A 26722-nucleotide genomic window follows, 5' to 3' on the forward strand; every position below is an offset into this window, starting at 1 on the left:
GTCCAGCACCGCATTGCTCAGGTCACCCGTACGCGTGGCGACGGGCGGGCGGGGGACCGGACGTGACAGGATGCGGCGTGCCTCCGTTCAGCGCCGCACCCCCCGGTGGCCTCCCGCCGTACGTCGCGGATCTGCACATCCACTCGAAGTACTCCCGCGCGTGCAGCCGCGACCTGACCCTGCCGAACCTGGCCTGGTGGGCCCGGCGCAAGGGCATCGGCGTGCTCGGCACCGGCGACTTCACCCATCCCGCCTGGTACGACCACCTGCGGGAGACGCTGCACCCGGCCGAGCCGGGCCTGTACCGGCTCTCGCCCGAGGCGGAGCGGGACGTCGCCCGGCGGTTGCCGCCCCGGCTGGCCAGTGAGGCGGAGGCCGACCCGGTCCGGTTCATGCTGAGCGTGGAGATCTCCACGATCTACAAGCGCGACGACCGGACGCGCAAGGTGCACCACCTGATCTACCTGCCGGACCTGGACGCGGTGGCCCGGTTCAACACCGCGCTGGGCCGGATCGGCAACCTCGGCTCGGACGGCCGGCCGATCCTCGGGCTGGACTCCCGCGACCTGCTGGAGATCACGCTGGAGGCGAGCCCGGACGGCTACCTGGTGCCCGCGCACATCTGGACGCCGTGGTTCTCCGCGCTCGGCTCGAAGTCCGGCTTCGACGCGATCGCCGACTGCTACGCCGACCTGGCCGAGCACATCTTCGCTGTGGAGACCGGCCTGTCGTCCGACCCGGAGATGAACTGGCGGGTCGGCAGCCTGGACCGCTACCAGCTGGTGTCGAACTCGGACGCGCACTCGCCGCCCGCGCTGGCCCGGGAGGCGACGGTCCTGACCGCCGCCCGCGACTACTTCGCCATCCGCGAGGCGCTGCGTACCGGCGACGGGCTCGCGGGCACCGTGGAGTTCTTCCCGGAGGAGGGCAAGTACCACGCCGACGGGCACCGCCTGTGCGGCGTGAACTGGTCGCCGGAGCGGACCCGCGAGGCGGGCGGGCGCTGCCCGGAGTGCGGCAAGCCGCTGACCGTGGGCGTACTCAGCCGGGCCGAGGAGCTGGCGGACCGGCCGATGGGGCACCGACCGGCGCACGCGCGCGAGGTGACCCATCTGGTGCCGCTGGCCGAGATCCTGGGCGAGCTGAACCGGGTCGGCGCGCGGTCGAAGAAGGTCGAGGGCAAGCTCAACGAGCTGGTCGCCGCGCTCGGCCCGGAGCTGGAGATCCTGACGCGTACCCCGATCGAGGAGATCGGCCGGGTCGGCGGCGAGCTGCTCGCGGAGGGCATCGGCCGGCTGCGCCGCGGCGACGTGCGCCGGGTGCCGGGCTACGACGGGGAGTACGGCGTGATCACGCTGTTCGACCCGGCGGAACTGGGCGCTGCGGGTGGCCGGGCCGGGCAGGAGACGCTGTTCGACGTACCGGTGCCCGCGCAGCGGCGGCCGGTGGAGTCGGCGCCGAAGCCGAGGGCCAAGCGCCCGGCGGCGGCCCGGCCGGAGCCGAAGCGGACGCCGCTTGCAGCGCCCCCGATCGCGCCGCCGCCGTCTCCGCACGAGCCGTTCGAGCCGATGCTCGCCGGGATGGAGGAGGTCGGCACCGGCCTGCTCGACCGGCTGGACGCGATGCAGCGGGTGGCCGCGTCGGCGCCGGGTGGCCCGCTGCTGATCGTGGCCGGTCCGGGTACCGGCAAGACCCGGACGCTCACCCACCGGATCGCGTACCTGTGCGCGGAGCTGAACGTCTTCCCCGATCAGTGCCTGGCGATCACGTTCACCCGGCGGGCGGCCGAGGAGTTGCGGCACCGGCTGGACGGGCTGCTCGGCCCGGTCGCCGAGGACGTCACTGTCGGCACGTTCCACTCGCTCGGCCTGACCGTGCTGCGGGAGAACGCGGCGGCGGCCGGGCTGCCGGCGGCCTTCCGGATCGCCGACGACGCGGACCGGACGGCGGCGCGCGCCGAGGCCGGTGACGACGACGAGCGGTACGTGGCGCTGCTGCGCAAGCGGGACCTGGTCGACCTGGACGAGCTGCTGACGCTGCCGGTGGCCCTGCTGAAGGGTGACCGGAAGCTGGTCCGCGAGTACCGCGAGCGGTGGAAGTGGATCTTCGTCGACGAGTACCAGGACGTCGACGCGGTGCAGTACGAGCTGCTGCGCCTGCTCAGCCCGCCGGACGGCAACCTGTGCGCGATCGGCGACCCGGACCAGGCGATCTACTCGTTCCGGGGCGCAGACGTGGGCTACTTCCTGCGCTTCTCGCAGGACTTCACCGACGCCCGGCTGGTCCGGCTGAACCGCAACTACCGCTCCTCGGCACCGATCCTGGCCGCCGCCGCGCAGGCCATCGCGCCGTCGTCGCTGGTGCGCGGCCGTCGTCTCGACCCGGCCCGGCTCGACCCGGAGGCGCCGCTGGTCGGCCGGTACGCGGCGAGTTCCGCCTACGACGAGGCCGACTTCGTGGCCCGTACCGTGGACGAGCTGGTCGGCGGTCTATCCCACCGCTCGCTCGACTCGGGGCGGATCGACGGGCGGGCCACCTCGCTGTCCTTCTCCGACATCGCGGTGCTCTACCGGACCGACGCGCAGGCCGCGCCGATCGTGGACGCGCTGGCCCGGGCGAACATCCCGGTGCAGAAGCGCTCGCACGACCGGCTGCGCGACCGTCCCGGCGTGCCCGCGATCGCCCGCGAGCTGCGCCACACCGGTCTGGACGGTTCGCTCGCCGCCCGGGTACGCCAGGCCGGGCAGATCCTGGCCGAGCGCTTCGCCGTGCCGACGCTGGACGGTTCCGGCGCGGTACGCCCCGAGGACGTCCGCACGGCGGTGGACCTGCTCACCCCGCTGGCCCGGCGCTGCGGCGACGACCTCGACCTGTTCCTCAACCAGCTCGCCACCGGCGCGGAGGTGGACGCGCTGGACCCGCGCGCCGAGGCGGTCACGCTGCTCACGCTGCACGCCGCGAAGGGACTGGAGTTCCCGGTGGTGTTCCTGGTCGGCGCCGAGGACGGGCTGCTGCCGCTGCGCTGGCCCGGCTCCGAGCCGGACGACGACGCGGTGGCCGAGGAGCGGCGGCTGTTCTTCGTCGGGCTGACCCGGGCACAGGACCGGCTCTACGTGAGCCACGCGGGCCGCCGCGCCCGGCACGGCGCGGAACGCGACACCCGCCCGTCGCCGTTCCTCGACGTGATCGACCCGGCGCTGTTCGAGCGTCTGGACGCGACCGAGCCCCGCCGTCCGAAGGACCACCAGCTCCGTCTGATCTGACCGCCCGCAGCGCGCGGCCGACCGTGCAGGTCAGCCGAGGACGGCGGCGAGCCACGCGCCGCCGAGCAGGGCCGGGCCGAACGGCACCGGCGTGTCCCGGCGTACCCGGCCGGCGGCGAGCAGGACGAGCACCGTGACTCCGGCGAGCACGTGCGGCAGGAGCAGCCCGAGCCGCAGCGCCGGCCAGCCGAGCCAGCCCAGCGGCAGCCCGAGCGCGGCGGCGAGCTTCACGTCGCCGAAGCCGAGCCGGGCGCGGGGCAGCAACGCCAGCAGCGCGTACCCGATGAAGGAGAGCGTGGCGCCGGCCACCGCGACGGCCAGGCGGCGCGGGTCGCCGGTGGCCGCAGTGGCCGCGGTGAGGCCGAGCCCGCCGCCGACCGCGACCAGGCCGACGAGCGGGTCGGGCAGCCGCAGCGCGGTCAGGTCGGTGACCGCGAGGACCAGCCCGGCGGCGGCGACCAGCAGCAGCGCGGGCAGCACCGGGTCGGCGCCCCGGGCGGCGGCGAGCCCGCCGAACACCACGACGCCGACGAGGGTGAGGACGCCCCGGCTCGGTGCGTGCCGTCCGGCGATCCGGTCGGCGCAGAACGACCGCCCGGCCGGGACCGCCGCCCACCCGGCCGCCGCGCCCAGCAGCGCGACCCCCGCCATCAGCAGCGCCGACACGGGCCGGACGCTACCGCCGGGCAGGCTCCCCGGCTGTCCCGTCGACGGCTGGTGGCGGGGACCGGCGCGGACGCTCGGTGCTCACCACCACCGCCACGCCGACCACGATGACCGCGCCGCCCATCAGCACCTGCGACGTGATCGGTTCCGCGACGAACAACGCACCCAGTGCCACAGCGACCACCGGGTTCACGTACGCGTACGTGGAGACCAGGGAGATCGGCGCGTGGGCGAGCAGCCAGACGTACGCGGTGAAGGCGACCAGCGAACCGGCCACCATCAGGTAGGCCATCGCCGCCCACGACCGCCCGGTCACGTCGGCGAAGGAGAAGCCGCGCAGCTCGCCACGGGCCACGCCGACGAGCGCGAGCACCGCCGCGCCCGCGACCATCTCGTAGACGGTGGCCACGAACGGGTCGGCGGGCATCCGGATCTTCCCGGACAGGTACGAGCCGACCGACCAGCTCGCCGCCGCGGCGACCACAGTCAGCGCGCCGGCCACCGGCACGCCGTCCACCCCGTCGCGGGGCAGCACGAGCAGGACGAGGCCGGCGAAGCCGAGTGCCACTCCGAGGAACGTCCACTGTCGCGGCCGGTCCCCGCCTGCCGTCCGCAGCAGGACCACGAGCAGCGGCACGGTGGCGACGAGCAGCGCCGCCACACCGGACGGTACGGCGGTCCCGGGCGGGCCGGACTCGGCGAGCACCACCAGGCCGTTGCCGCCGGCCAGCAGCAGCACACCGACGAGCGCGGCGGAACCGACGCGTCGTGCGGGCACCCGCAACGCGCCGGGTCCGCGCCGCAGGCGCAGTACCACGGCGAGCACCACCGCGGCGGCGGCGAACCGCATCGCCGCGGAGATCAGTGGCGGCAGGGATTCGACAGCGACCCGGATGCCCAGGTAGGTCGAGCCCCAGAGCAGGTAGACCAGCACGAGGGCGGTCCAGATCAGCGCGGTGCGGGCCGGCGGCGTCGCGGAATCGACTACGTTCGTCGCACTCGTGGGGCGTGAGCTCATCGTGGGACCACGCTACGGTGACCACGGCGTCGGCGTCCCCAGTTGGTGGCCGGCCTCTCAGCACTGGCGTACGCAGGAGGCGTTCATGTCGAACTTCGGTCCACCGGGTGGCGGCTCTCCCGACCCCTGGGGACGGCCCGACGACGGCTACGCCCCGCAGCCCGATCCCCGCTACGCCCCGCAGGGCGACCCGCGTTACGCCCCGCAGCCCGACCCGCAGTACGGCCCGCCGGGCGCGCGGCCGTACGGCCCGCCCGACCAGTACGGGCCGCCCACCCAGCAGCACGGGCCCGCCGACCGCTACGGCCCGCCGGCCGATCAGTACGGTCCGCCGACGCAGCGCTTCGAGCCGGGTCCGGCCTGGTCCCCGCAGCAGGGCCATCCGGGTGACCCCTATGCCGGGCCGCAGTACGGCGGTGGTCATCCGCCCTACGCCGAGCCGACGCCGACGAAGCGCGGGAAGGGCCCGCTGCTGGTGGTGGTGGTGATCGTGCTGGCCGTGCTGCTGCTGGGCGGCGCCGGGGCGTACTGGATGCTGGGCCGGGACAAGCAGACCCCGACCGGCGGCACGACCGCTGCCACCGCGCCGGCCGCGGACCCGAGCGAGGCGCCGCCGAGCGAACCGGCTGACACGACGCCCACGACGGCGGCCCCGGCCTCCTCGACCGATCCGCGTTTCGTCAAGGCGGGCCAGTGCGTCGCCAACGAGGGTGGCGGCGGCCAGCCGAAACTCGTGATCGCCGACTGTGCCCCGAAGACGTACGAGGTGCTGCGCCGCATCGACGGCGCGACGAGCGGCAAGAAGGACGCGGAGGCTAAGTGCGGGAAGGTGACCGGTTACACCGACTGGTACTTCTTCGACAGCGAGCTGGACACGCTCGACTTCGTGCTCTGCCTGAAGCGCCGCTGACCCTGTCAACGGGTCGGTAACCAAAACTAGGGCTGTCTAGCGTGGGTGCTAGACAGCCCTAGTTTTATGTCGAGGCCGACACGCGGTAGCCGCCTCTACGCGCATCTAGCCTGGTCGCTAGAGAACCCGATATTGTGCGATTCGTGGATCCGGTCCGCAACCCGTACGCACCGGGCGCCGGCCAGCGCCCGCCCGAACTCGCCGGGCGGGGGCGGGAGCTGGACGTCTTCGACGTGGTCCTGGAACGGATCGCCCGCGGTCGCCCCGAACGCAGCCTGATGCTCACCGGCCTGCGGGGAGTCGGCAAGACGGTCCTGCTCAACACACTGCGGTCCGAGGCGATCAACCACCTCTGGGGCACCGGCAAGATCGAGGCCCGGCCGGACCAGTCGCTGCGCCGCCCGATCGCCGCCGCGCTGCACATGGCCGTCCGCGAGCTGGCGCCCCGGCACCGCGCACCGGACCGGATCGACGCGTTCCTCGGCGTCCTCAAGGCGTTCGCGCAACGCTCCACCCCCACCGGGCGGGGCGGCGCGGCACCCAAACTGCGCGACCGCTGGCAGCCCGGCATCGACGTACCGGCGAGCAGCGGCCGCGCCGACTCCGGCGACATCGAGATCGACCTGGTGGAACTGCTCAGCGACGCGGCGGCGGTCGCCACCGACGTCGGCACCGGCATCGCGATCTTCATCGACGAGATGCAGGACGTCGGCGCCGAGGACGTCTCCGCGCTCTGCGCCGCCTGCCACGAGCTGTCCCAGCTCGGCGCGCCGCTCATCGTCGTGGGCGCGGGCCTGCCGCACCTGCCCGCAGTCCTCAGCGCGGCCAAGTCCTACTCCGAGCGGCTCTACCGCTACCAGCGCATCGACCGGCTCGACCGGATCGCCGCCGACCAGGCGCTCTGCGCGCCGGCCGAGCGGGAGGAGGTCGAGTACGAGCAGAAGGCGCTCGACCTGCTCTACGAGAAGTCCGGCGGCTATCCCTACTTCGTCCAGGCGTACGGCAAGGCCACCTGGGACCACGCGCCCCGCTCCCCGATCACCGCGGCGGACGTCCGGGTCGCCGCGCCCGAGGCGGAGGCCGAACTGGCGGTGGGATTCTTCGGCTCCCGGTTCGAACGGGCCACGCCGGCCGAACGCGAGTACATGCGCGCGATGGCGACGCTGGCGCTGGTGGACGGCGAGGAGGGCGGCCGGGACGACATGGACGCGGCGGTGCCGACCGCAGAGATCGCCCGCGCGCTCGGCCGAAAACCGGCCAGCCTGTCCCCGGCGCGTGACGCGCTGATCAAGAAGGGGCTGATCTACTCCGGCGAGCGCGGGACCGTGGCGTTCACAGTGCCGCACTTCGGCCGCTACCTGCGTACCCAGCCCGCCTGACCGCTCGGGCCGCGCGGGTCCGGGCCCCGCCGCTCAGACCCGCGACCACGGTGGCGGGAAGACCACCTCGCCGGACGGCGGTGGCGGCTCGCCGCTCGCCGACGGCGGCAGCACCAGCGCCTGCCACGGCTCCCCCAGCCCGGACCAGGGACTGGTCAGGCCCAGCCGGTCCGCCGGACCGAACCCGAACCGCCGGTAGTAGGCCGGGTCGCCCAGCACCACCACCAGCCGCTCGCCCAGCTCGGTCGCGGCGTCCAGCGCCGCCTGCACAGCCGCCGTGCCGTGCCCCAGCCGCTGCCGGTGCCGCGCCACCGCCACCGGCCCCAGGGCCAGCGCCGGCCAGGTGCCGCGTTCGGTGCGGACACCGACGCGTGTGAGCAGCGCGTACGCCACCACCTCGCCGCCGTACTCGGCGACCATGGCCAGCTCCGGGATCCACGCCGGGCTGTGCCGCAGCTCCTCGACCAGGCCGACCTCCGGTGGGGTGGCCACGTCGGGGCGGGCGAAGGCGGCGGCCAGCACCCGGGCCACCGGCGCCTCGTCGGCGGGGCCCTCCGGGCGCAGTCGCAGCGTCGTCACCCGCGCGACCTTACCGAACGCGACCGGTCCATCCGCGACAGTCGCTGAAATCGATACCGTTCGGACGTCCACGTCGGCCGATACCTTTCGTGTGTTGCGGGGATGACGACGCCCCCGACGGGGTAAGACTGAGCCATGAAGCCCGTGCGCTCCCTCGCCCGAGTCATGTTGAGCGGCATCTTCGTGGTCAGCGGCGCCCGCAACCTGCGCAACCCGGAACGCCTGGTGCAGGCCGCGGAACCGGTCACCGGGAAGGTCGCCCCGCTGATCCAGAACGTGCACCCCCGCATCCCCACCGACACGGTCTCGCTGATCCGGGCCAACGCCGCCACCCAGCTGGTCGGCGGCCTGATGCTCGCCACCGGCCGGTTCACCCGTCCGGCCGCGCTGGTGCTCGCGGGCACGCTGATCCCGACCACCGCCGCCGGGCACGCCTTCTGGAACAACGACGACCCGGCCGCGCGCAACAACAACCAGATCCACTTCCTGAAGAACCTCGGCCTGCTCGGCGGCCTCCTCCTCGCCGCCGCCGACACCGAGGGCAAGCCGGGCCTGCGCTGGCGCGCCGGCCACCGGATCGACCACTCGCGCCGGTCGGTCAAGCGCGCGGTCCGCACGGCTCGCCGCGAGGCGAGGATCGCCGTACGCTCCGCGGCGACCGCCCGCCGCATGCCCGGCTGACCAGGCACTCCGTACGGCCTACCACCCCCGCAAGGCCACCAATCACCTGAACCGTCCGAGACCCGTTAACGCGGTGGAAATGTCAAAAACACGTGTGGGATCGGACACGGTCGCGTAACGCGGGAGGCAGCAACGTGAGGCTCCGTTCTGGACCTGGACGGGTACGACGAGCTTGGTACGGGGGTGGCCACGCCATGCCGGCGACAGTCGGTAGACGGACCAATCGCCTCGCCCCGACCTCCCGCGTCGACCGCCGGATCGTCGTGCGTCTCGGCGTCGTGGCCGCCGTGTCGTACGCCGCGTGGCTCGCCATCGGCGCCTTCGGACGGCCGTACAACTTCTTCGACATGAAGATCTACCACGGCGCGGTGCTGTGGTGGGCCGGCGGCAACGAGCTGTACGACTTCGTCGCGCCCTCGACCACGTTGGGCTTCACCTACCCCCCGTTCGCCGCCCTGGTGATGCTGCCGATGTCGTGGCTGCCGATCGACGGCGCCGGCTTCGTCAACGCGCTCGCCAGCATCGGCGCGCTCGCCGTCGTCCTCGCGGCGCTGCTACGCCCCATCGTGGACCGGCTCGCCTGGCCGCTCTGGTTCACCGTCGGCATCGCCACCCCGCTCGCCGTCGCCATCGAACCGTCCCGCGAGACGCTCGGCTACGGGCAGGTCAACCTGCTGCTGTTCGCGCTGATCATGGCGGACCTGGTGGGCCTGCGATGGCGGGCCAAGCGGGGCACCCACTACGAGACGGCCGATTCGCCGCTGGCCCGGTTCGTCTACAGCGGCGCCTGGGCCGGTGTGGGCATCGGGCTCGCCACAGCGGTCAAGCTCACCCCGGCGCTGTTCGTGGCCTACCTGATGCTCACCCGGCAGTGGCGGGCCGCGTTCACCGCTGTGGGCACCACGATCGGCGTGACCATCGCGACGTTCGGCGTGCTCGGTGAGGAGTCCCACGCGTACTTCACCGGCGTGCTCTGGCAGACCGAGCGGGTCGGCGCGGCGGACATGACCGCCAACCAGTCCCTCGCCGGTCTGCTGGCGCGGCTCTACGACTCGATCGAGACGCCCGGCCTGCTCTGGCTGGCGTTCTCGGTGCTGATCCTGGCGCTGGGCCTGTCCCGGGCGATGAGCGCCCGCGCCGACGGCGACGAGCTGACCGCGTTCACGCTGGTCGGTCTCACCGCCAACGTGGTCAGCCCGATCTCCTGGTCGCACCACCTGATCTGGGTCATCCCGGCGATCATCGTGCTGGCCGACGCCGCGGTACGCCGCCGCGAAGCCAGCCGCGGCCTGCCCCCGCGCGGCACCGGCGGCCCCTCGGCCAACGGCGTGCCGGCGCTGCGCCCACCGATCTGGTACCCGACGTTGACCGGCCTGCGCCACGGCGTCGGCGCGCTCGGGCTCTACCTGCTGTTCCTGATCTCACCGATCTGGCCGTACGAGCACCAGCTCCCCGAGGTGTCCCACTACCAGGACGGCCTGTTCGGCGCGCTCATGGAGAACTCCCTGGCCATCGCGCTGATCGTGCTCGTCGCGGCGCTGCCGTGGCGTCCCGGCGCCGAGCCGGCGTTCTACCACGAGCGGCTGGGCCGCACCGCCGCGCTCGCCGTCCGGCGCTGAGCCCTCAGGGGCAGTTCACCCACTCCTCGGTGCCGTCGTCGAAGACCTGCCGCTTCCAGATCGGCAGCCGCGCCTTGACCTCGTCGACCAGCCGGGCGCAGGCGGCGAACGCGGCCGCGCGGTGCGCCGTGCTGACCGCCGCCACCAGTGCCACGTCCCCGATCTCCAGCGGGCCGATCCGGTGCGACACCGCCACCGCGTACACCTGCGGGTCGGCCGCCACCTCGGCCGCCACCTCGCGCAGCACCGCCTCGGCGGTGGGGTGACCCTCGTACTCCAGCCGGGTGACCCCCCGCCCGTGGTCGTGGTCGCGGACCACGCCCTGGAAGGACACCACCGCACCGGCCCGGCGGTCGGCGACTGCCGCCTCGTGTTCGGCCAGGTCGAGCGGCCGGTCGGTCACCGCGCCGAGCACCACGTCTGCGTCCACTGTCACGACGTCTCCCGTCGGTTCGTCCGTCGCGCTCACCCGGACCGCTCTCCGGGGGTCAGTGGCAGCGGCACGAACGGCACGCGGTCACCGGCCGCGCCGCTGGTGCCGGGCCGGATCACCGCGAACCCGTCCGCGCCGGCCAGGCCGCGCAGCATCGCCGAGCCGACGTGCCGCACCGGGTACGCCGTGCCGGCGACCCGGTCCCAGCGGGCCAGCGCCAGATGGGTGTAGTCGCCGCGCCCCGGAATCGGCTCGGCCAGTGTCACGTGCGGGAGCACCGGCATCTGCCGGCCGGTGAGACCGGCGAGCAGGGGCGCGACGAGCGACACCAGCGCCACCACGGCCGACTGCGGGTTGCCGGGCAGACCGACCACGAACCGCACCCGCCCGTCGCCGTCCACCAGCCGCGCGAGCAGCATCGGGAAACCGGGACGCACCGCCACGGTGTTCACCACGTAGTCGGCGCCGAGCGCCTCCAGCGTCGGGTGCAGGTGGTCGACCGGGCCGTGCATGGTGCCGCCGGTGGTGCAGACCAGATCGGCGTTGGCGAGCGCGCCCCGCACCGCCGCCACGTGCGCGGGCAGCGTGTCGGCGACCGGCCCGACCACGTCGGCCGCGCGCACCTGACAGCCGTAGCGGCGCAGCCAGGCCGGCACCGACGGGCCGAGCGCGTCACGGACCCGGCCCGCGCCGGGCGGACCGGAGGTGAGCAGTTCGTCGCCGAAGACCAGCAGCGCCGCCCGGGGTGCGCGGCGGACCCGCAGCGCATCGAGCCCGCAGGAGGCGGCCAGGCCGATCACCGCCGGGTCCACCGGCGTGCCGGCGGGCAGCAGTTCCTCCCCGAGGGACGCCTCCTCGCCCGGCTCCCGCCACTCCGGCGCCGGGCGGGGCGTGCCGGCCACCAGGCCGTCCGCCGTACGCGTCGACTCCTCGATCCGCAGGATCGTCGTCGTGCCATCGGGGACCATCGCGCCGGTCGCGATCTCCACGGTGCTGCCGTCGGCCTCCAGCAGAGGTGCGGTCTGCCCGGCGAGCACCCGCCCGACCACCCGCCACGGCCCCGGGCCGCGCACCGCCCAGCCGTCCACGCTAGAGGTGGGGAACGCCGGCAGGTCGGTACGTGTGGTCAGCGGCTCGGCCAGGGTGTGCCCGTCGGCGTCGGCCAGCGGACGGGCGACAGCGGGGAGCGCGGCGGACAGGCCCACCGCGTACACCCGGGAGCGGGCCTCCTCCCACCCGGCCGGCGGTGGCGTGCCCGCCTCGGCCGCGGCGGCTTCGGTTTCCGTGCTCATCCGGCGAGCCTAACGCCGGGGCACCTGCCGCGCGGGTTCAGTGGTCGCCGCCGCGAAGCTGGTCGACGGCGTGCCGCAGGATCGGGCCGAGCACGGCCAGGCCGTCCCGGGCGCCGCCCCGCGAGCCGGGCAGGTTGACCACGAGCGTCCGGCCGGACACCCCGGCCAGCCCGCGGGACAACGCGGCCGTCGGCACGGTGTCGCGGCTGTGCGCGCGGATCGCCTCGGCGATGCCGGGGATCTCGTAGTCGAGCAGCGCACGCGTCACGTCGGGCGTGCGATCGGTCGGGGTGATGCCGGTGCCACCGCTGGTCAGCACCACGTCGACGCCGTCGGCGCGGGCCACGCGCAGGGCGTCGCCGACCGGTTCGCCGTCCGGCACCACCACCGGAGCATCGACCTCGCACCCCAGCTCGCGCAGCCCGGTCACGAGCAGCGGGCCGCTGGTGTCCTCGTAGACCCCGGCGGCGGCCCGGTTGGAGGCCACGATCACCCGGGCCCGGATCACGGCCGATCCTCCGGCCGGACCCACTCGCCGGTCTTGCCGCCCTCCTTGCGGAGCACCCGGACGGCGTCCACCGAGGCGGCCGGGTCGACCGCCTTCACCATGTCGACCAACGCCAGCCCGGCGACCGCCACCGCTGTCAGCGCCTCCATCTCCACGCCCGTGCGGTCGGCCGTCTTCGCGGTGGCGGTGATCTCCACCGTGTCGGCCGTGAGGTCGAGGTCGACTGTGACGCCGTGCAGCGCGATCGGGTGGCAGAGCGGGATCAGGTCGGGTGTGCGCTTGGCGCCCATGATGCCGGCCAGCCGGCCGACGGCGAGCGCGTCGCCCTTGGGCAGGCCGTCGCGGCGCAGCAGGTCCACCACCTCGGCGGTGGTGCGGAGGCGGCCGGCGGCGACCGCGAGCCGGCCCGAGACCGGCTTGGCGGAGACGTCGACCATCCGGGCCGCACCGGCCGGGTCGACGTGGGTGAGCTGCGCGGGTTCGGTCACGGCCCGACCCTATCCGCCGGGTACGACGCCGCGGGTGCCCCGGCCTGCGGCGGGGAGGAGCGTCGCGCCGGGTGCCGTGCACGACGCTCCTCCCTCACCTGCCCACCGCCGATTCGCTGGGGGGAACTGACGGTGGGGGCCTCGTCCGGCCGGGTCCGCTCTGGCGGTGAACCCTCCCCGTGGCCGATGCCCGGGACGCTAACGAACGCCGCGATAAGAAATCGATAAGCCGATTCAGGCGGGCGTCTCGGCGAGCTGTCGGCGCAGGTCGTGGCGCTCGGGCGCACCCATCCGCTCGAAGATCGCCAACGCGCGCTGCCGGTAGCGTCGCGCTTCGGTCGGCTGCTTCTCCGCCAGATGTCCGGCCAGGCCGTCGAGGGCGCGGGCCTGCTCGTACGGGTGGCCGATCCGGGTGGCGATGGCAAGCGCTTCTTCGAAGACGACCACGGCCTCGTCGGCCCTCCCCGTGACGCCCAGGGTGACGGCCAGCTCATTACGTGCCTGCGCCTGGACATCCCGCTCCCCGGAGGCGGCGGCGGCCTCGATGGCCGCCTCGTGGTGCCGCAGCGCGTCCTCGTAGCGGCCGAGTTGCCGGTAGGTGCCGGCGAGGTCGCTGAGCGTCTCGGCGCGGGCGAAGCCGTTGCCGGTGCGGTCCCGGAGCGCGAGCGAGGCTCGGAGCAGGCGCTCCGCCGCGGCGTTCTGCCCCAGGCGGTATCTGAGGCCACCGAGATGCCCCAGTGCGTTCGACATGTGGAACAGGTCGTGCTTGATACGGGCGACGAAGAGATGGAGCCGGTGAACCGCCATCGACTCGTCATAACGGCCGAGGTAGCGAAGCGTGAGGCCCAGGTTGGGCAGGACCGGAAGGGTGTCCAGCACATGGCTGCGCAGTGTCTCGCGGCTGGCTTCGAGCGACTGGTGGAGTCGCCCGGTCTGCCAGTGCACGGCACCGAGGTTGAACCGCGCCCGCTGTGCGCCCGGTTCGTCGCCGAGCCCGGTGAGGATCGACACGACCTCGTGCAGGTGCGCGGAGGCGTCCTGGTAGGCGCCGGTGCGTACGCACGCCGAGGCGAGATAGTTGTGCATGAGGGCCACGGCGTGCCGGTCCCCGCACCGCTGCGCCGCGACGAGACCCACCCCGTTCGTGGCCGAGATGTCGTCGAAGTAGCCGCGGATGTAGAAGAACCGCCAACTGGCGCGAGCCAGCCGCCACGCCATCGGCTCATGACCCTCGTCAGCCGCCTGCCGGATGAACGCGTCCAGGTTCGGCCGCTGCTCCTCCAGCCAGTCCAGGTCGCGGTCGACGCGTCCGGCGAGCAGATCCGGTCGGAGCGGTTCTCCGAGCCGCAGGTGCTGCGCGAGCACCCGGCCGTCCTCGATCGACGCGGACGCCCGCACCACAGAGTGCAACACGTGATCCAGCAGGTTCCGGATCGCCGGTCGCCCGGTCGTCGACTCGTCCCCCTGCCGGGCCAGTTCGGCGGCGTAACGCCTCATCAGGTCGTGCAGGCGATACCGGCCGGCCGAGGTCTCCTGCACGAGGTGGCGGTCCACCAGTTCGTCGAGGACGTCCGCCGCGTCCCGCAGGGGCAGGTCGGTGAGGGCGGCGACCATGGCGGTATCGAGGTGGTTTCCGGCCGCCAGCCCGAAGGATCGGAAGGCTTTCCTGCACGCCTCGTCGAGCGGCTCGTACGACTCGGCGAACGCCTCCATCACGCTGCGCGCCTCGGCACGTAGACCGGGGAGGAACATCGACCGGTGGCTCAATCTGCCGACGAGGTCGGAGATCCGCCAGTCGGGCCGATGTGCCAGCCGGGTGCCGGCCAATCTGACGGCGAGCGGTAGGCAGCCGCAGGTGCCGACCAGTTGTCGCGCGGCCTCCGGCTCGGCCGCCACCCGGCCGCTCCCGATAAGGGTGGCGAGCAGTTCGAGCGCCTCGGCCTCGGAGAGGACGGCGAGGGACACCGGCGGTCGTTCGGTGAGTGCCAGCAGGCGCCGCCGGCTGGTGACGAGGACGACGGCCGATCCGGAGACGGGTAGCAGCGGCTCGACCTGCCGGCTGTCGGCGGCGTTGTCGAGCACCACCAGCACCGAACGCGCGGCCAGTTCGCGCCGCCACATCTCCTGCTGGTCGGGCAGTTCCAGCGGTATCCGGCCGGTCGGCACACCCAGTTGACGAAGCAGCGTGTCCAAGGCGACAGTGGGCCGCATCCGGGTTCGCACGCTGTGTCCCCGAAGGTCGACGAAGAGTTGCCCGTCGGGGAAGCGCTCGGCCGACCGGGAGGCCACGTGCAGGGCGAGAGTTGTCTTGCCGCAGCCCGCCATGCCGTCGATCACCCGGATCGTCGGACCGGACCCGGGTGCCTCGCGCACTTCGCGCAACAATCGATCGACCATTTCCTCCCGGCCGACGAAATCCATCACTGTCCGGGGCAACCAATTGCGCTTATGCGCAGCACTCCGGATCGTTTCCACCTCGTGCGCCGATTCCGGAATCCGGCGTCGGGCCCGGGTTGCGACCATACGAAGTCGCTCCATCTCCGCGCTCGGTGGCACCCCGAGCTGGTCGGACAACGCCTCGCGAGTGGCGCGGTAGACGGCGAGGGCGCCTCCCGGGTCGCCCGCCTGGATGAGCGCGCGCACCAGAAGACACTGCGCCCGCTCGCGCAGCGGCTGATGCGAGACGTGGTCACGCAGTAACGACACCGCTGATTCGGGGCGTCCGAGGCTGAGATACGCCTCCGTCAACAGTTCCAGCGCCGCCTGGCGTTCCTCACTCACGACCTCGCGCTGAACGGCGAGCGCCAGCCCCAGCGCCAAGCCGGCGAGCAGCGGGGCCGCCGCGCCGACCACCTCAACGAGCAGCGGGACCGCTTGCGCGGCCTGCCCATCGCGCATCAGATCCCGGGCACGACGCAAATGCAAGTTCAATCGATGAATATCGATCAAATTTCCATCGACGAGGAGTCGGTAACCGCCCGGTTCCCGGACGATCCTCGGCGCGTCGCCCGCACCCGAGTCGAGACTCCGGCGCAGATTGGCGGCGTAGGTCCGGACGTTTGCGACAGCCGACCGAGGTGGCGCGTCCGGCCACAGCTCGTCCACCAGGTCGTGCAGCGTGACCAACTGGTTGGCCCGTACGACGAGTAGCGCGAACACCAACTGCTGCTTGGGGGTTCCAAGCGGAAGGTCCACGGCGCCGAGCCGCACCGCCAGACCCCCGAGTACCCGGATTTCCACGCTGCTGTTCCAGCCTCGGTCGGCAACCTGCCCACCGGAGCGACAGCGTAATCGATTCGTCACAGAGGCGCCGCCCCGGCTCAGACGCCGGGCGGACGGCCGGCCGCCGACCCTCGTCCGACACGGCTGCCGGAGTGGCCCGAAGCACGGTTGTAATGGTTCGCCGCCAAGACGACGCTACTAACGGACTGAGTGGTCTCGCGCTATTCGATGCATTCAGCGACGGCGCGGGTACCCAAAGGAGACAGCCTGGCTTCGCTGCGCGAGCAGGCTATGGACAGAAAGTCATATAAGCTGCAATAGTTACTTATATTGCGCATACCGACATTAATTCTTCCAGACCCACTCGAATATCCCCTAACCTGCCCTCAGTCAGCAAGGCGCAGAAACGCACCAAGAAGGCATAGGGCAGCCGACGGCAATGGCCGGCAGCGGATCGAAGCAACGACTTCAGTCCGTGACCATTCCGCCCCGGAGCGATATTCGAGGAGGGCAGCACAATGCGCAGCACCGAATGGGGATGAGTTTCTCGGACCCGGGTGAAGCGGTAGGCTGCCGCTCATCGCATACCGACGGTGAGCGGCGGGTGACGCGGGTTGAGCCGAACCACGGAAAGCCGAACGGCTGTCGACCCACACCTGCGCGGGATCGTCTACGCGTTGGTCGCGGGGGCGACGATCGTCGCCCTCACCGCGATCTACTCCGCCCGTACACAACACCCCGACTCCGCGCGTGACTTCGTCACCGTCACCGCACTCGTCGTCACAGTGACGCTGGCCACCGTCATCAAGACCCGTCTGCGGATCCGCTCCACCACCTTCTACTTCGCCTGGGTCGAGACCGCGATCGTCATCGGCCTCGCCGTCGCTCCCCCCTCGTGGGTCGTCCTGGCCACCGGGATCGGCGTGGCGTGCGGCTCAGTCACCCGCCTGGCACCCATCAAGGTGGCATTCGCCATCGCGAAGCACACCCTGGTGGCCGGCGGAGCCACTGTCGCCACCCTGTTGCTGGGAAGCGCCTGGCCGCCTCGGGAGCCACTCGGCATCGTCCTGCTGCTGGGGTTCGTCTACCTGGTGGCCGCGGTTCTCGACGACGTCCTCGCGATCCCGGTCATCGCGCTCGCCTCCCGCACGCCGATCCTCCAGCAGTTCCGCGACGACCTCGACCTGCGGATAGCCGGATTCGGCCTGCGTTTCCTGGTGGCCGTCAGCACCGTACTCATCCTGCGGGCAGACCCCCGATTGCTGCTCGCCGTGCCACCGCTCGTCCTCAGCCTGCATCTGGCCTACTCCGCCCGGATCCGCACCCGCACCGAGCAGCAGGCGTGGCAACGCCTGGCCCGCGCCACCGACGCCCTCAACGTGGTCGACCTGGACCAGGTGCTCACCACAGCGGTCACCGAGGCCAGCGAACTCTTCTCCGCCGACGAGGTCGAGATCGAGCTGCGCGACGGCGGACGCACCATCCGGGGCAACGGCACGGACATCGCGTACGACGGAACAGCCCCCCGGCCCAGCGCCGTCGACGGTCAGATCATGCCGGTCGTGCTCGAGGGCCACGACCGCACCGACGACGTCGGCGTGCTGCGGCTGCGGTTCGCCGGACCGGTCGAGCTCTCCGAACGCGAGCAGTACACCCTGCGTACCTTCGCCTCCGCCCTCTGCACCGCGGTCCGCAACGCCCAGGCGTACGCCGAACTCGCCCGCATCGCCGAGGACCACGCCTACGCCGCCACCCACGACGCCCTCACCGGCCTGTCCAACCGGCGGCACCTGCTCGACGAGGGCAGCGCCCAGCTCACCACACGGCACGCCGACGGCGTCACCGCCCTGGTGCTGATCGACCTCAACCACTTCAAGGAAGTCAACGACACCCTCGGGCACGGCGCCGGTGACCAGGTGCTGATCCAGGTCGCCGAACGACTGCGCGGAGCGGCCCGCCCCGACGACCTGGTCGCCCGGCTCGGCGGCGACGAGTTCGCCGTACTCCTGCGCGGCCTGCCCGCCCCGGCAGTCGCCGCCCACCGCGCCGAGTCCCTGCTCGCCGCGCTGCACGACCCGCTCGACCTCGACGGCATGCGGATCAGCGTGGAAGCCAGCGGCGGCATCGCCGTCGCCCCCGCCACCGGCGGCATGCCGGAACTGCTGCGCCGCGCCGACGTGGCCATGTACCAGGCCAAACGCGCCGGCCAACGCGTCGCCACGTACGCACCGGCCCGCGACACCGCCGACCTGAGCCGGCTCACCCTCGGCGGCGAACTGCCCCGCGCCGTCGCCGACCACGAGTTCACTGTCAACTTCCAGCCCATCGTCGACCTGGCGAGCGGCCAGGTGATCGGCGCGGAGGCCCTGGCCCGCTGGCACCACCCCACCCACGGGCTCATCGACCCACTGCGGTTCCTCGAAGCGGTGGAACGCTCCGGGCTGCTCCCCGCGTTCGCCGAGGCGATCCTCGACCAGGCGCTCATCGCCGCCGGCTCCTGGCGCGACGCCGGCTTCGACCTGCCCGTCTCGGTGAACGTGTCCCCGCGCAGCCTGCTCGACGCCCGCTTCCCCGGCGCGGTGCTGGCCCGGCTGCGCGCCCACGACCTGCCGCCGGACCGGCTCGTCCTGGAACTGACCGAGACGCTCACGCTCAGCCAGCTCGACGTGGTCGACCGCGTCCTCAGCCGACTGCGTGACTCCGGTGTCCGGCTCGCACTCGACGACTTCGGCACCGGATACTCGTCGCTCTCCCTGCTCTCCCGCATCCCCGTACACGAACTGAAGATCGACCGCAGCTTCGTCGGCGCCATGGAGACCGCGCCCGAAGCCGCCGCCGTCATCCGCTCCACCCTCGACCTCGGCCGCAGCCTCGACCTCACAGTCGTCGCCGAAGGCGTGGAGAGCGAACCGCAACGCCGCGCGCTCTGGGAACTCGGCTGCGCCGCCGGGCAGGGCCACCTGTTCGCCCGGCCACTGCCCGCCGCCGCGCTGCTCGCCGCCCTCCAACGCGGCCACGGCGGCCGGACCGGCGCGCTCGCACCCGCCCTGCACGACGCCGGCGCCGTCATCCGCCTCCCCGGCCGCCGCACCGGCCGCACCCGCCCGGCACCCCCCGCCGCCACCGACGCCCGGCAACCCTGACCCGGCCGGGGCACCCCGCCGGTCTGCCACACTGGCCCGCGTGACCGCCCACGCCGACCCGGCAACCCCCGTCTCCCGCCGCTGGTCGGCAATCGACACCGCCGCCGGCGGCCTCGCCCTCGACCTGGGCCTCTACGCCGCCGCCACCGTCTTCGCCGCGATCACCGCCGCCACCTCCACGCTGCCGCCGCACCGTGCCTGGGGCACCGTCGCCACCATCGGGTACGCCCTCGCCACGCTCGCCGCGACCACCCAGTTGCTCGCCCGCCGCCGCGACGCCGGCACACCCCTGGCCGGCCTGCCCGCACGCTGGGCCGTCGCCGGCCTCACCTGGGCCGCCACCGCGCTCCTGCCGATCGTCACGCAGAGCGTCGAACGCGCCGGCGGACGCACCGACCGCGCCCAGGAGGAGGTGATCGTCGTCGAACACGCCGGCGCCCGCCTCGCCGAACACGGCACCCCCTACCTCGGACCCGACGCCATCGCCGCCCTGCCCCCCGGCGAGCAACTCCTCGGCTACACCCCCTACCAGCCCGGCATGGCACTGTTCGGGCTGCCCCGAGCCGCCGTGGACGCCTGGTGGACCGACTCCCGCGTCTGGTTCGCCGTGGTCACCGCACTCACCCTCGTCACCCTCGTCGCCACGCTGCGCGCCAGCGGCGGCCCGGCCGCACCCCGCCGCGACGCCGCCGTGCTGCGCGCCGTCCAGGCCGCCACCGTCCTGCCCGTCTGCGCGCTCACCCTCGCCACCGGCGGCGACGACCTCCCCGTACTCGCGCTCTGCCTGCTCGCCCTCGCGCTCGCCGCCGCCGGACGACCCGGCCGGGCCGGCCTCGCGGTCGGCGCCGCCGGCGCCCTGAAACTCTTCGCCTGGCCGGTCGCCGTCGTGCTGATCTGCTGGGCCGCGACCCGCAGGTCCGCGACCCGCACCGCCCTCGGCGCCATCGGCCTGCCCGTCCTCGCGCTGGTCCCGGTACTTCTCGTCGACCGCGACGCTCTCGTCGAGAACGTACTGCGCTTCCCGCTCGGCCACGGCCTCGTCACCAGCCCCGCCCAGTCGCCGTTCCCCGGGCACCTCGTCGCCGAGACACTCCCCGCGGGCCGCGCCGTCGCCGCCGCGCTGCTCGTCGCCGCCGGACTCGCCATCGCCGTCCGACTGCTGCGCCGTCCGCCCCGCACCGCCGCCGCCACGGCCCTCATCTGCGGGTACGGGCTGCTCGCCGCGATCCTGCTGATGCCCTCCACCCGCTTCGGGTACCTGCTCTACCCGGCAGCCCTGCTCGTCCTCGCCCCCGCGCTGGCGCTCACCCGACCGGACGACAGGGCGGCATTCCCGGCAACCGCCCCGCGCGATCCGGCCGGAAGGCGTACACCTGAGGGATGACCACCTACCGCGACCGGGCCGAGGCGGGACGCGAACTCGCCGAACGACTCACCGACCTCGCCGGCCGGCCCGACGTCATCGTCCTCGGCCTGGTCCGCGGCGGCGTACCCGTCGCCCGGGTGGTCGCCGAGCGGCTCGGCGCACCACTGGACGTCCTCGTCGTCCGCAAGCTCGGCGTGCCCTGGGCACCCGAGGTCGCGTACGGCGCGCTCGGGCCCGGCGGCGTACAGGTCCTCAACGAGATGGTCGCCGTCCGGATCAGCGAGAACGACAGCGCCCAGGTCCGCCGCCGCGAACAGGCCGAACTGGAACGCCGCGAACAGCGCTACCGCGGCGGCCGCCCACCGCTCGACCTCACCGGGCGCACCGCCGTCATCGTGGACGACGGACTCGCCACCGGCGCCACCGCCCGCGTCGCCGTCCAGGTCGCCCGGCACCTCGGCGCCGCCCGCGTCCTGGTCGCCGTCCCGGTCGGTTCCGAGCAGGCGTACGACATGCTCGCCGCCGACGCCGACACGGTCGTGAGCTGCCAACTCCCGCACAACTTCGCCGCCGTCGGCGCGTACTACGAGGACTTCCACGAGGTCTCCGACGACGAGGTCACGCAGGCGCTGACCGCCACTGCGTGAAAACACCCGGTACCGTCGTTGTCATGCAGATGACCTGTCCCAAGTGCCGCGGAGAAATGCGCCAGTACGAGCGCAGCGGAGTAGTCATCGACCAGTGCGGCGAATGCCGGGGCATCTTCCTCGACCGCGGCGAGCTGGAAAAGCTGTTCGATGCCGAGGCCAACTGGAACCGGCAGCACGGCGGCGCCCCGCAGCAGCCCGCGCCGTCCGGTGCCGGCTACCCGCCACCGCCCCCGCCCACCGCCGCGCCGCACCAACCCGGCTACGGCGCCGTCCCCCCGCCCCCTCCTCCGCCGCCGCCCGGCCACGGCTACGCGCAGCCTGCGTACGGCCACGGTCAGCAGCAGCACTACGGCTACCACGGCCACTACCGGCGGAAGAAGAAGCACGGCTTCCTCGGCGAACTGTTCGACTGACCGCCGAGCACGCGCACGCCGGGCCGGTGCACCGCATCGACCCGGCGCGCTCGTCGCCGTGCCGCACCCGCCGCACCGTGGCAGGCTGCACGACATGAGCCCGATCCGGCAGCACGAGGCGCTGGCCCAGGCGTACGACGGCATCACCGCCGTGGTCACCCCGCTCGACGACGCCGGCCTGCAACGGCCCACCCGGTGCCGTGGCTGGGTCGTCGCCGACCTGCTCTTCCACGTGCTCTGCGACGCCCAGCGCGCACTCGTCGCCCTGGCCACCCCCGCACCCGGACCGGCCGACGTGGACGACGTCAGCTACTGGCGCGCGTTCACCCCCGGCGACGACGACGCGAGCGCCGGGCACGCCTGGTGGGCACGCCGCTCCGCAGCCGCCTTCGACCGGCCGACAGGAGTGGTACGCGTCTGGGCCGACACCGCGCCCGCCGCCGTCCGCGCGGCCACCGCGGCCGACCCCGACGGGTGCGTGACCACGCAGGGTCATGTGCTGCGCGTACCCCATCTGCTCGCCACCCTGACCACCGAGGCGGTCATCCATCACCTGGACCTGGTGGTGGACCTGCCGGACGCGCCGCGGCCGGCGGCGGACCCGACGCGGGTCGCGGTGACCACGATGGACGGCCTGCTCAGCGACGACGCGGTACGGCCGGCCGGCTGGGACGACCACGACTACCTGCTGAAGGCCGCCGGGCGGGTGCCGCTCACCGACCGGGACCGGCTGGAGTTGGGTGAGGCCGCCGGCTGGTTCCCGCTCCTCGGCTGACGCCACTCGGGTCAGGCTGCTCCGCGCTGCCGCGCGATCATGCGTGCGGCGATCTCCGCCTTACGGGCCAGAGCCGACACAGCATCCTCGTAGAGCAACCTCGCTGTTCTCTCCGCCGGGCCCGCATGTGGTCCCCACCGTGAAGATGCCGTCCCACCACCCTGAACTGGGTGAGCGAACCAGTGCTCGGGGCGCCGATGGCGGTGGACGCGCAGCCGACGATCTCCTCGCATTCGGAGGGAGTCGGCCGGCGCCCACCGGCGGCGGTCACACGATCGCCATGTCCACGAAGCGCGACAGGTGCAGCTGGGCCGCCACCGTCACCGTGTCCGTCGGCCCATTCCGGTGCTTGGCGATGATGAAGTCCGCCTCGCCCGCTCGCGGTGACTCCTTGTCGTAGTAGTCGTCGCGATGCAAAAGGATGACAACGTCCGCATCTTGCTCAATAGACCCAGATTCGCGCAAGTCGGACAATTGCGGACGCTTGTCGGTCCGCTGCTCGGGGCCACGGTTCAGCTGACTCACCGCGATCACCGGGCACTCGACCTCCTTCGCCAGCAGCTTCAGGCCACGCGACAGGTCCGCGACCTCCTGCTGCCGGCTCTCGGTGCGCTTCGGCGAGGTCATCAGCTGGAGATAGTCGACGACGATCAGTTTCAGGTCGTGCTTCTGCTTGAGCCGCCGCGCCTTCGCCCGGATCTCCATGAGGTTCATGCTCGGCGTGTCGTCCACGAAGAGCGGCGCCTCGCTGATCTCCCCCATGCAGCGGGCCAGCTTGGTCCAGTCGTCGTCGGAAAGCTGGCCGCTGCGTAGGACGTGCAGCGGCACGCGCGCCTCGGCCGAGAGGAGTCGCATGACGATCTCGACCTTGCTCATTTCCAGCGAGAAGATTGCCGACGCCTGGTTGGCGCGAATGGCCGCATTTCGGGCGAAGTCCATACTCGCCGTGCTGTTGTGCGTCGGGATCATCGAACGGCCCGCCAGATACAGATGGTCGGGATTGTCGACAGTCACACAGCGCACCGGAACGCTCGGCACCGGACGGACGTCCACGATGAACCGCGAGTGGGAGCGGACGTCCGAGAACGTCCGGCGCCGCGCTGCATGGACGGTCCGCTTCCGGTCCAGCCGGAAGACCGTGTCCGGGGTGGAGAAGTCCAGCGTGTACGCGATCGACGATTCCTCGGTACGGCCGCGCACCTTGCGCTCGGTCCTGGTGCACCGATAGCCCAGGCCGACGACGAGTTCCCGCACGCCGTCGACCAAGCGCCGCGAGGTGGACGTGTACTGCAGGTCACCGGTCGGCGCCACCGTGCCGTCGGTGTCCATGAGACCAGCGAGCAACGCCCGGCGCTGGGTTTCGGAGGCGCGTAGATAGTCGTCCGGAATGTGCCTGTCGTAGGCCACCCCGACCCGGCGGAGCAGGGCCAGGAAGGAGCCGTTCCGCTCATGGCACTCGGCGCAGCGGCGGGTTCCGAGGCTCTCCCGCAGGGCACGGGTGGAGCCGCCGCAGTCGACGCAGGTGCGATCCATCCTCCTGGCCGGCGTGGGCAGATGCACGCTGTAGACCATGGGCCCGCTCGGGCGTACCAGGAAGCCGTCCTGGGCCACGAGGTCGAGCATCTCCGCGTCCGCGGTGGTGAAGCGGCTGGCCCCGGTGTGCCCGTCGCCGAGCCACACCCCGAGGGTGTACGGCGGGACGGCCAGGTCGCGTTCCGGAAGTCGGAGCGGCGCGCAGTTCCGCACGGCGTGGTTGAGACGGCGGTCGGCCGTCTCGGTACGTAGCGTGGCCGCGATCTGTGCCGTCGTGACGATCCCGTCATGCTCGGCGCGGCTACCGGCGTTGACCGGTCGTTCCGCGCGTGCGCGGAGGCCGGAGATCAACGCGCCCACCGGGTAGCCCGGAGCCGTCCAGTTGTGTGTCTTGCCGGCCCGGGTCACCGGGCGGGCGACCCGGCCGTCGGAACCCACCGTCCGCGCCACGGCGTGAAGCACGTTGCGGAATTCCGGGCCGACCTGGTCCAGGGTTTCGGCGAGAGTGACCAGGCGGTGCGGTTCGGCGGATGCGGTCACCTCGGCCGCCCGCACCTTCGCCGACGCCGGCTCGGCCCAATGGTGCCGCCGGCGTGCCTCCGGCTGGCGTCGGCCGGCCCGAGTGGTGGTCTTCCACAGGTGCTCGGCGTCCGCCACGATGACGCTTCCGTCGGAGAACTCGACCTCGTAGCAGGGGCGGTCGTACATCACGTCGAAGACGTTGGTGATCGTCGTCGGGGTGCCGTCCGCGGCGAGGAGCTGCTCGCCGACGCACACCTCACCCATGGTGGTCCAGCCCCGTGGGGTGGGCAGCGGGGTGTCGAGTGCGAGCGCCTTACCGAGACCGGGCCGACCGGCCACGATGATGAGCTGGCCGGCGTGCAGGCCGTTGAGCGTGCGATCGAGGTCGGTGAACCCGGTCGGCACACCGGTCATCACCCCGCCCTGGGCGCCGACCGCCTCGATCTCGTCGAGCGTCGGCTGGAGCATGTCGGCCAGGACGGCGAAGTCCTCGCTGACGCGCTTCTCGGTGATCTCGTAGACGGCCTGCTGGGCGAGGTCGACGATGTCGTCGACGTCGCGGCTGCCGCTCGGGCCGGTGCCGTAGCCGAGCTGCACGATCCGGGTGCCGGCCTCGACCAGCCGGCGCAGCACCGCCCGTTCGCCGACGATCCGGGCGTAGTACGCGGCGTTCGCGGCGGTCGGCACGCTGGCGATCAGCGTGTGCAGGTAGGGGGCGCCGCCGATCCGGGCGAGGTCGCCGGAGTCGGCGAGCGCGGCCGCCACGGTGATCGGGTCGGCGGGTTCGCCGCGCCCGTAGATGTCCAGGATCGCGTCGAAGATGGTGGCGTGGACCGGGCGGTAGAAGTCGTTGGTCTTCAGGATCTCCACGACGTCCGCGATGGCGTCCTTGGACAGCAGCATGCCGCCGAGTACGCACTGCTCGGCGGCGACGTCCTGGGGTGGTGTCTTCTCGAACGCCGCATCGCGTGGCGGCGGCTCGGGCGATGATCCCCCGGTCCGCTCCGCGCGTGTCTCGTCGGTGACCGACACGGGTTCCCCCCTCGCTGCGTCGGATCGGGTCCAGCTCTATCGCCGGGGTATGACAACTCTCCGCCGACCCTCCGGTCGATCGGGGGGTCATCGCCCGGCGGTCGGGGGACAACGATACGGAACCCGAGGTCAGCCGCTCAACAAGGCCGGTGGATGAGCCTCGGGACAACCTGTGGACGCCTGGGGGCAGGCATGTGCGCAGGGTGTGCACAGGGATGTGGAAAAGTGATGGGAAATTCCGGGCTTATCGCCTCTGACCTGGGCTTTCCCTATCCCCACCCTGTGGACGGAAGATTTCCGGCCAAGCTTTGTCGTCGTTCGTCCCGTACTATCGCTGCGAACGGCGACACCTGGGACAGCGGGTTTACTTTCGGGTTGAGAGAGGTCACGCTCCGGCCGTGAGACACCGGGACTGGGGAAGCGGGGAGGACAGCCCGCGCGAGCGACGGCCGAGCGGTTCCTGGGACGAGCCCGCCGGGCGGCGCCGGGTCGACTCGTACGCGCCGGAGGGCTACCGCACGGCGAGCCGGCGGCGGGCGATCGAGCGCGGCCAGGACGAGCCGGTGGAGACGTACCTTCCCCGTTGGGCCCTGGAGTCCGGGGTGAGTCGCGCGGACGGCGGCGGGCGGCATGCCGCGCCCGACGACGAGGTGGAGCCGCCGGCCTCAGGCGCCGGCCGGCGGGATCTGCGCGCGATCGGTGCGGGTCCGTTGTCGGACCACACCGCCGAGTGGACGATGGACGCCCCGCAGGAGCGGGGGTACGTGGGCAACCGGCGGGCGGACGAGGACGACGAGCCGGTGTCGGGGGCGGCACCCCGGAGTCGTCCGCGCCGGGCGGTGACGCGCCGGCCGCAGGTGACCTGGTCCGGGTTCCCGGAGCCGGCGAGTGCGAGCGAGGGGCTGGCCGGATCGGATGGTGAACGGCCGGCGGGTCGGCGTCGCCGGTCGGCGTCGGCGTCCTCCTGGCCGCCGGCGGGGTCGGACTCCGCCTGGTCGCGGCCGGCTGCCTCGGACGGCGCGTGGTCCCGCTCGGGAACGGATGCCGCGTGGCCGGCGGCGTCGGACGCTGGCCGGTCGGCGTCGGCGGCAGCGGAGTCGGAGCCGGCCTGGGGACGGCCGACGGCGTCCGAGTCGGAGCCGGCCTGGTCACGGGCGACGCCATCGGAGCCGGCGCGGTCGTGGCCGGCGCCGGATCCGTGGCAGCGCCGCCGGAGCGCCGAGCATGAGC

At 72.9% G+C, this 26722-nt stretch carries 19 protein-coding genes; 10 read left to right on the forward strand and 9 right to left on the reverse strand.

The features are described from left to right. Positions 1 to 77: 77 nt before the first annotated feature. Complete coding sequence (locus O7622_RS03955) at positions 78 to 3263, forward strand: UvrD-helicase domain-containing protein (RefSeq protein ID WP_282311901.1); 3186 nt, start codon at positions 78 to 80, stop codon at positions 3261 to 3263. Positions 3264 to 3293: 30 nt separating this feature from the next. Here O7622_RS03955 and O7622_RS03960 read toward each other — a convergent pair whose 3' ends face one another. After that, complete coding sequence (locus O7622_RS03960; protein ID WP_282311902.1) at positions 3294 to 3929, reverse strand: A24 family peptidase; 636 nt, start codon at positions 3927 to 3929, stop codon at positions 3294 to 3296. 10 nt (positions 3930 to 3939) lie between these two features. Continuing rightward, positions 3940 to 4947 carry an EamA family transporter gene (locus tag O7622_RS03965; protein WP_282311903.1) on the reverse strand — a complete coding sequence of 336 codons (1008 nt, stop codon included), beginning with the start codon at positions 4945 to 4947 and terminating at the stop codon, positions 3940 to 3942. Positions 4948 to 5032: 85 nt separating this feature from the next. On the opposite strand from O7622_RS03965, the gene O7622_RS03970 reads away from it, so the two are divergent. After that, positions 5033 to 5857, forward strand: coding sequence for a flagellar basal body protein FliL (locus tag O7622_RS03970; RefSeq protein WP_282311904.1), 825 nt, complete (start codon positions 5033 to 5035; stop codon positions 5855 to 5857). Between the two features lie 143 nt (positions 5858 to 6000). Further along, positions 6001 to 7236, forward strand: a complete 1236-nt coding sequence (locus O7622_RS03975; protein WP_041784376.1) for an ATP-binding protein — start codon at positions 6001 to 6003, stop codon at positions 7234 to 7236. A 33-nt stretch (positions 7237 to 7269) separates the two neighbouring features. Here the strand turns inward: O7622_RS03975 and O7622_RS03980 are convergent, their stop codons facing one another. Next, on the reverse strand, positions 7270 to 7815 hold the full coding sequence (locus O7622_RS03980) for an N-acetyltransferase (protein WP_282311905.1): 546 nt from the start codon (positions 7813 to 7815) through the stop codon (positions 7270 to 7272). Positions 7816 to 7950: 135 nt separating this feature from the next. On the opposite strand from O7622_RS03980, the gene O7622_RS03985 reads away from it, so the two are divergent. Together O7622_RS03985 and O7622_RS03990 are read left to right on the forward strand one after the other, a co-directional pair. Beyond that, positions 7951 to 8496 carry a DoxX family protein gene (locus O7622_RS03985; RefSeq protein ID WP_282311906.1) on the forward strand — a complete coding sequence of 182 codons (546 nt, stop codon included), beginning with the start codon at positions 7951 to 7953 and terminating at the stop codon, positions 8494 to 8496. Between the two features lie 194 nt (positions 8497 to 8690). Beyond that, positions 8691 to 10115 carry a glycosyltransferase 87 family protein gene (locus O7622_RS03990; protein WP_282311907.1) on the forward strand — a complete coding sequence of 475 codons (1425 nt, stop codon included), beginning with the start codon at positions 8691 to 8693 and terminating at the stop codon, positions 10113 to 10115. 4 nt (positions 10116 to 10119) lie between these two features. Here O7622_RS03990 and O7622_RS03995 read toward each other — a convergent pair whose 3' ends face one another. The 5 genes from O7622_RS03995 to O7622_RS04015 all read right to left on the reverse strand — a co-directional run bounded on the left by O7622_RS03995 (position 10120) and on the right by O7622_RS04015 (position 16076). Further along, a complete protein-coding gene (locus tag O7622_RS03995) occupies positions 10120 to 10545 on the reverse strand; it encodes a molybdenum cofactor biosynthesis protein MoaE (protein ID WP_282314030.1) in 426 nt (141 codons plus the stop codon). Positions 10546 to 10580: 35 nt separating this feature from the next. Then, on the reverse strand, positions 10581 to 11840 hold the full coding sequence (locus O7622_RS04000; RefSeq protein ID WP_282311908.1) for a molybdopterin molybdotransferase MoeA: 1260 nt from the start codon (positions 11838 to 11840) through the stop codon (positions 10581 to 10583). A 37-nt stretch (positions 11841 to 11877) separates the two neighbouring features. Further along, positions 11878 to 12348, reverse strand: a complete 471-nt coding sequence (locus tag O7622_RS04005) for a MogA/MoaB family molybdenum cofactor biosynthesis protein (RefSeq protein ID WP_282311909.1) — start codon at positions 12346 to 12348, stop codon at positions 11878 to 11880. Further along, positions 12345 to 12836: a cyclic pyranopterin monophosphate synthase MoaC gene (moaC, locus tag O7622_RS04010; RefSeq protein ID WP_282311910.1), complete on the reverse strand. Its 492-nt coding sequence runs from the start codon at positions 12834 to 12836 to the stop codon at positions 12345 to 12347. Before moaC ends, O7622_RS04005 begins: the two co-directional genes overlap by 4 nt. A gap of 234 nt (positions 12837 to 13070) precedes the next feature. After that, the gene (locus tag O7622_RS04015) at positions 13071 to 16076 is read right to left on the reverse strand and encodes a tetratricopeptide repeat protein (RefSeq protein WP_282311911.1); all 3006 of its coding nucleotides are present in this window, start codon (positions 16074 to 16076) and stop codon (positions 13071 to 13073) included. A 659-nt stretch (positions 16077 to 16735) separates the two neighbouring features. Between O7622_RS04015 and O7622_RS04020 the strand changes: the two genes are divergently transcribed. The 5 genes from O7622_RS04020 to O7622_RS04040 all read left to right on the forward strand — a co-directional run bounded on the left by O7622_RS04020 (position 16736) and on the right by O7622_RS04040 (position 22405). After that, the gene (locus O7622_RS04020) at positions 16736 to 19201 is read left to right on the forward strand and encodes a bifunctional diguanylate cyclase/phosphodiesterase (RefSeq protein ID WP_282311912.1); all 2466 of its coding nucleotides are present in this window, start codon (positions 16736 to 16738) and stop codon (positions 19199 to 19201) included. Positions 19202 to 19241: 40 nt separating this feature from the next. Beyond that, positions 19242 to 20585, forward strand: a complete 1344-nt coding sequence (locus tag O7622_RS04025) for a glycosyltransferase 87 family protein (RefSeq protein WP_282311913.1) — start codon at positions 19242 to 19244, stop codon at positions 20583 to 20585. Further along, positions 20582 to 21214 carry a phosphoribosyltransferase gene (locus tag O7622_RS04030; RefSeq protein ID WP_282311914.1) on the forward strand — a complete coding sequence of 211 codons (633 nt, stop codon included), beginning with the start codon at positions 20582 to 20584 and terminating at the stop codon, positions 21212 to 21214. The genes O7622_RS04025 and O7622_RS04030 overlap by 4 nt, the downstream gene beginning before the upstream one ends. Positions 21215 to 21237: 23 nt before the next feature. Further along, on the forward strand, positions 21238 to 21630 hold the full coding sequence (locus tag O7622_RS04035) for a zf-TFIIB domain-containing protein (protein ID WP_282311915.1): 393 nt from the start codon (positions 21238 to 21240) through the stop codon (positions 21628 to 21630). A gap of 94 nt (positions 21631 to 21724) precedes the next feature. Next, entirely contained in the window at positions 21725 to 22405 is a 681-nt protein-coding gene (locus tag O7622_RS04040; protein WP_282311916.1) for a maleylpyruvate isomerase N-terminal domain-containing protein, read from the forward strand. A 267-nt stretch (positions 22406 to 22672) separates the two neighbouring features. On the opposite strand, the gene dnaB is transcribed toward O7622_RS04040, so the two are convergent. Continuing rightward, complete coding sequence (gene dnaB, locus O7622_RS04045) at positions 22673 to 25492, reverse strand: replicative DNA helicase (protein ID WP_282311917.1); 2820 nt, start codon at positions 25490 to 25492, stop codon at positions 22673 to 22675. Positions 25493 to 26722 lie beyond the last annotated feature (1230 nt).

This window comes from Micromonospora sp. WMMD1076, assembly GCF_029581475.1.
Lineage (GTDB): Bacteria > Actinomycetota > Actinomycetes > Mycobacteriales > Micromonosporaceae > Micromonospora > Micromonospora aurantiaca.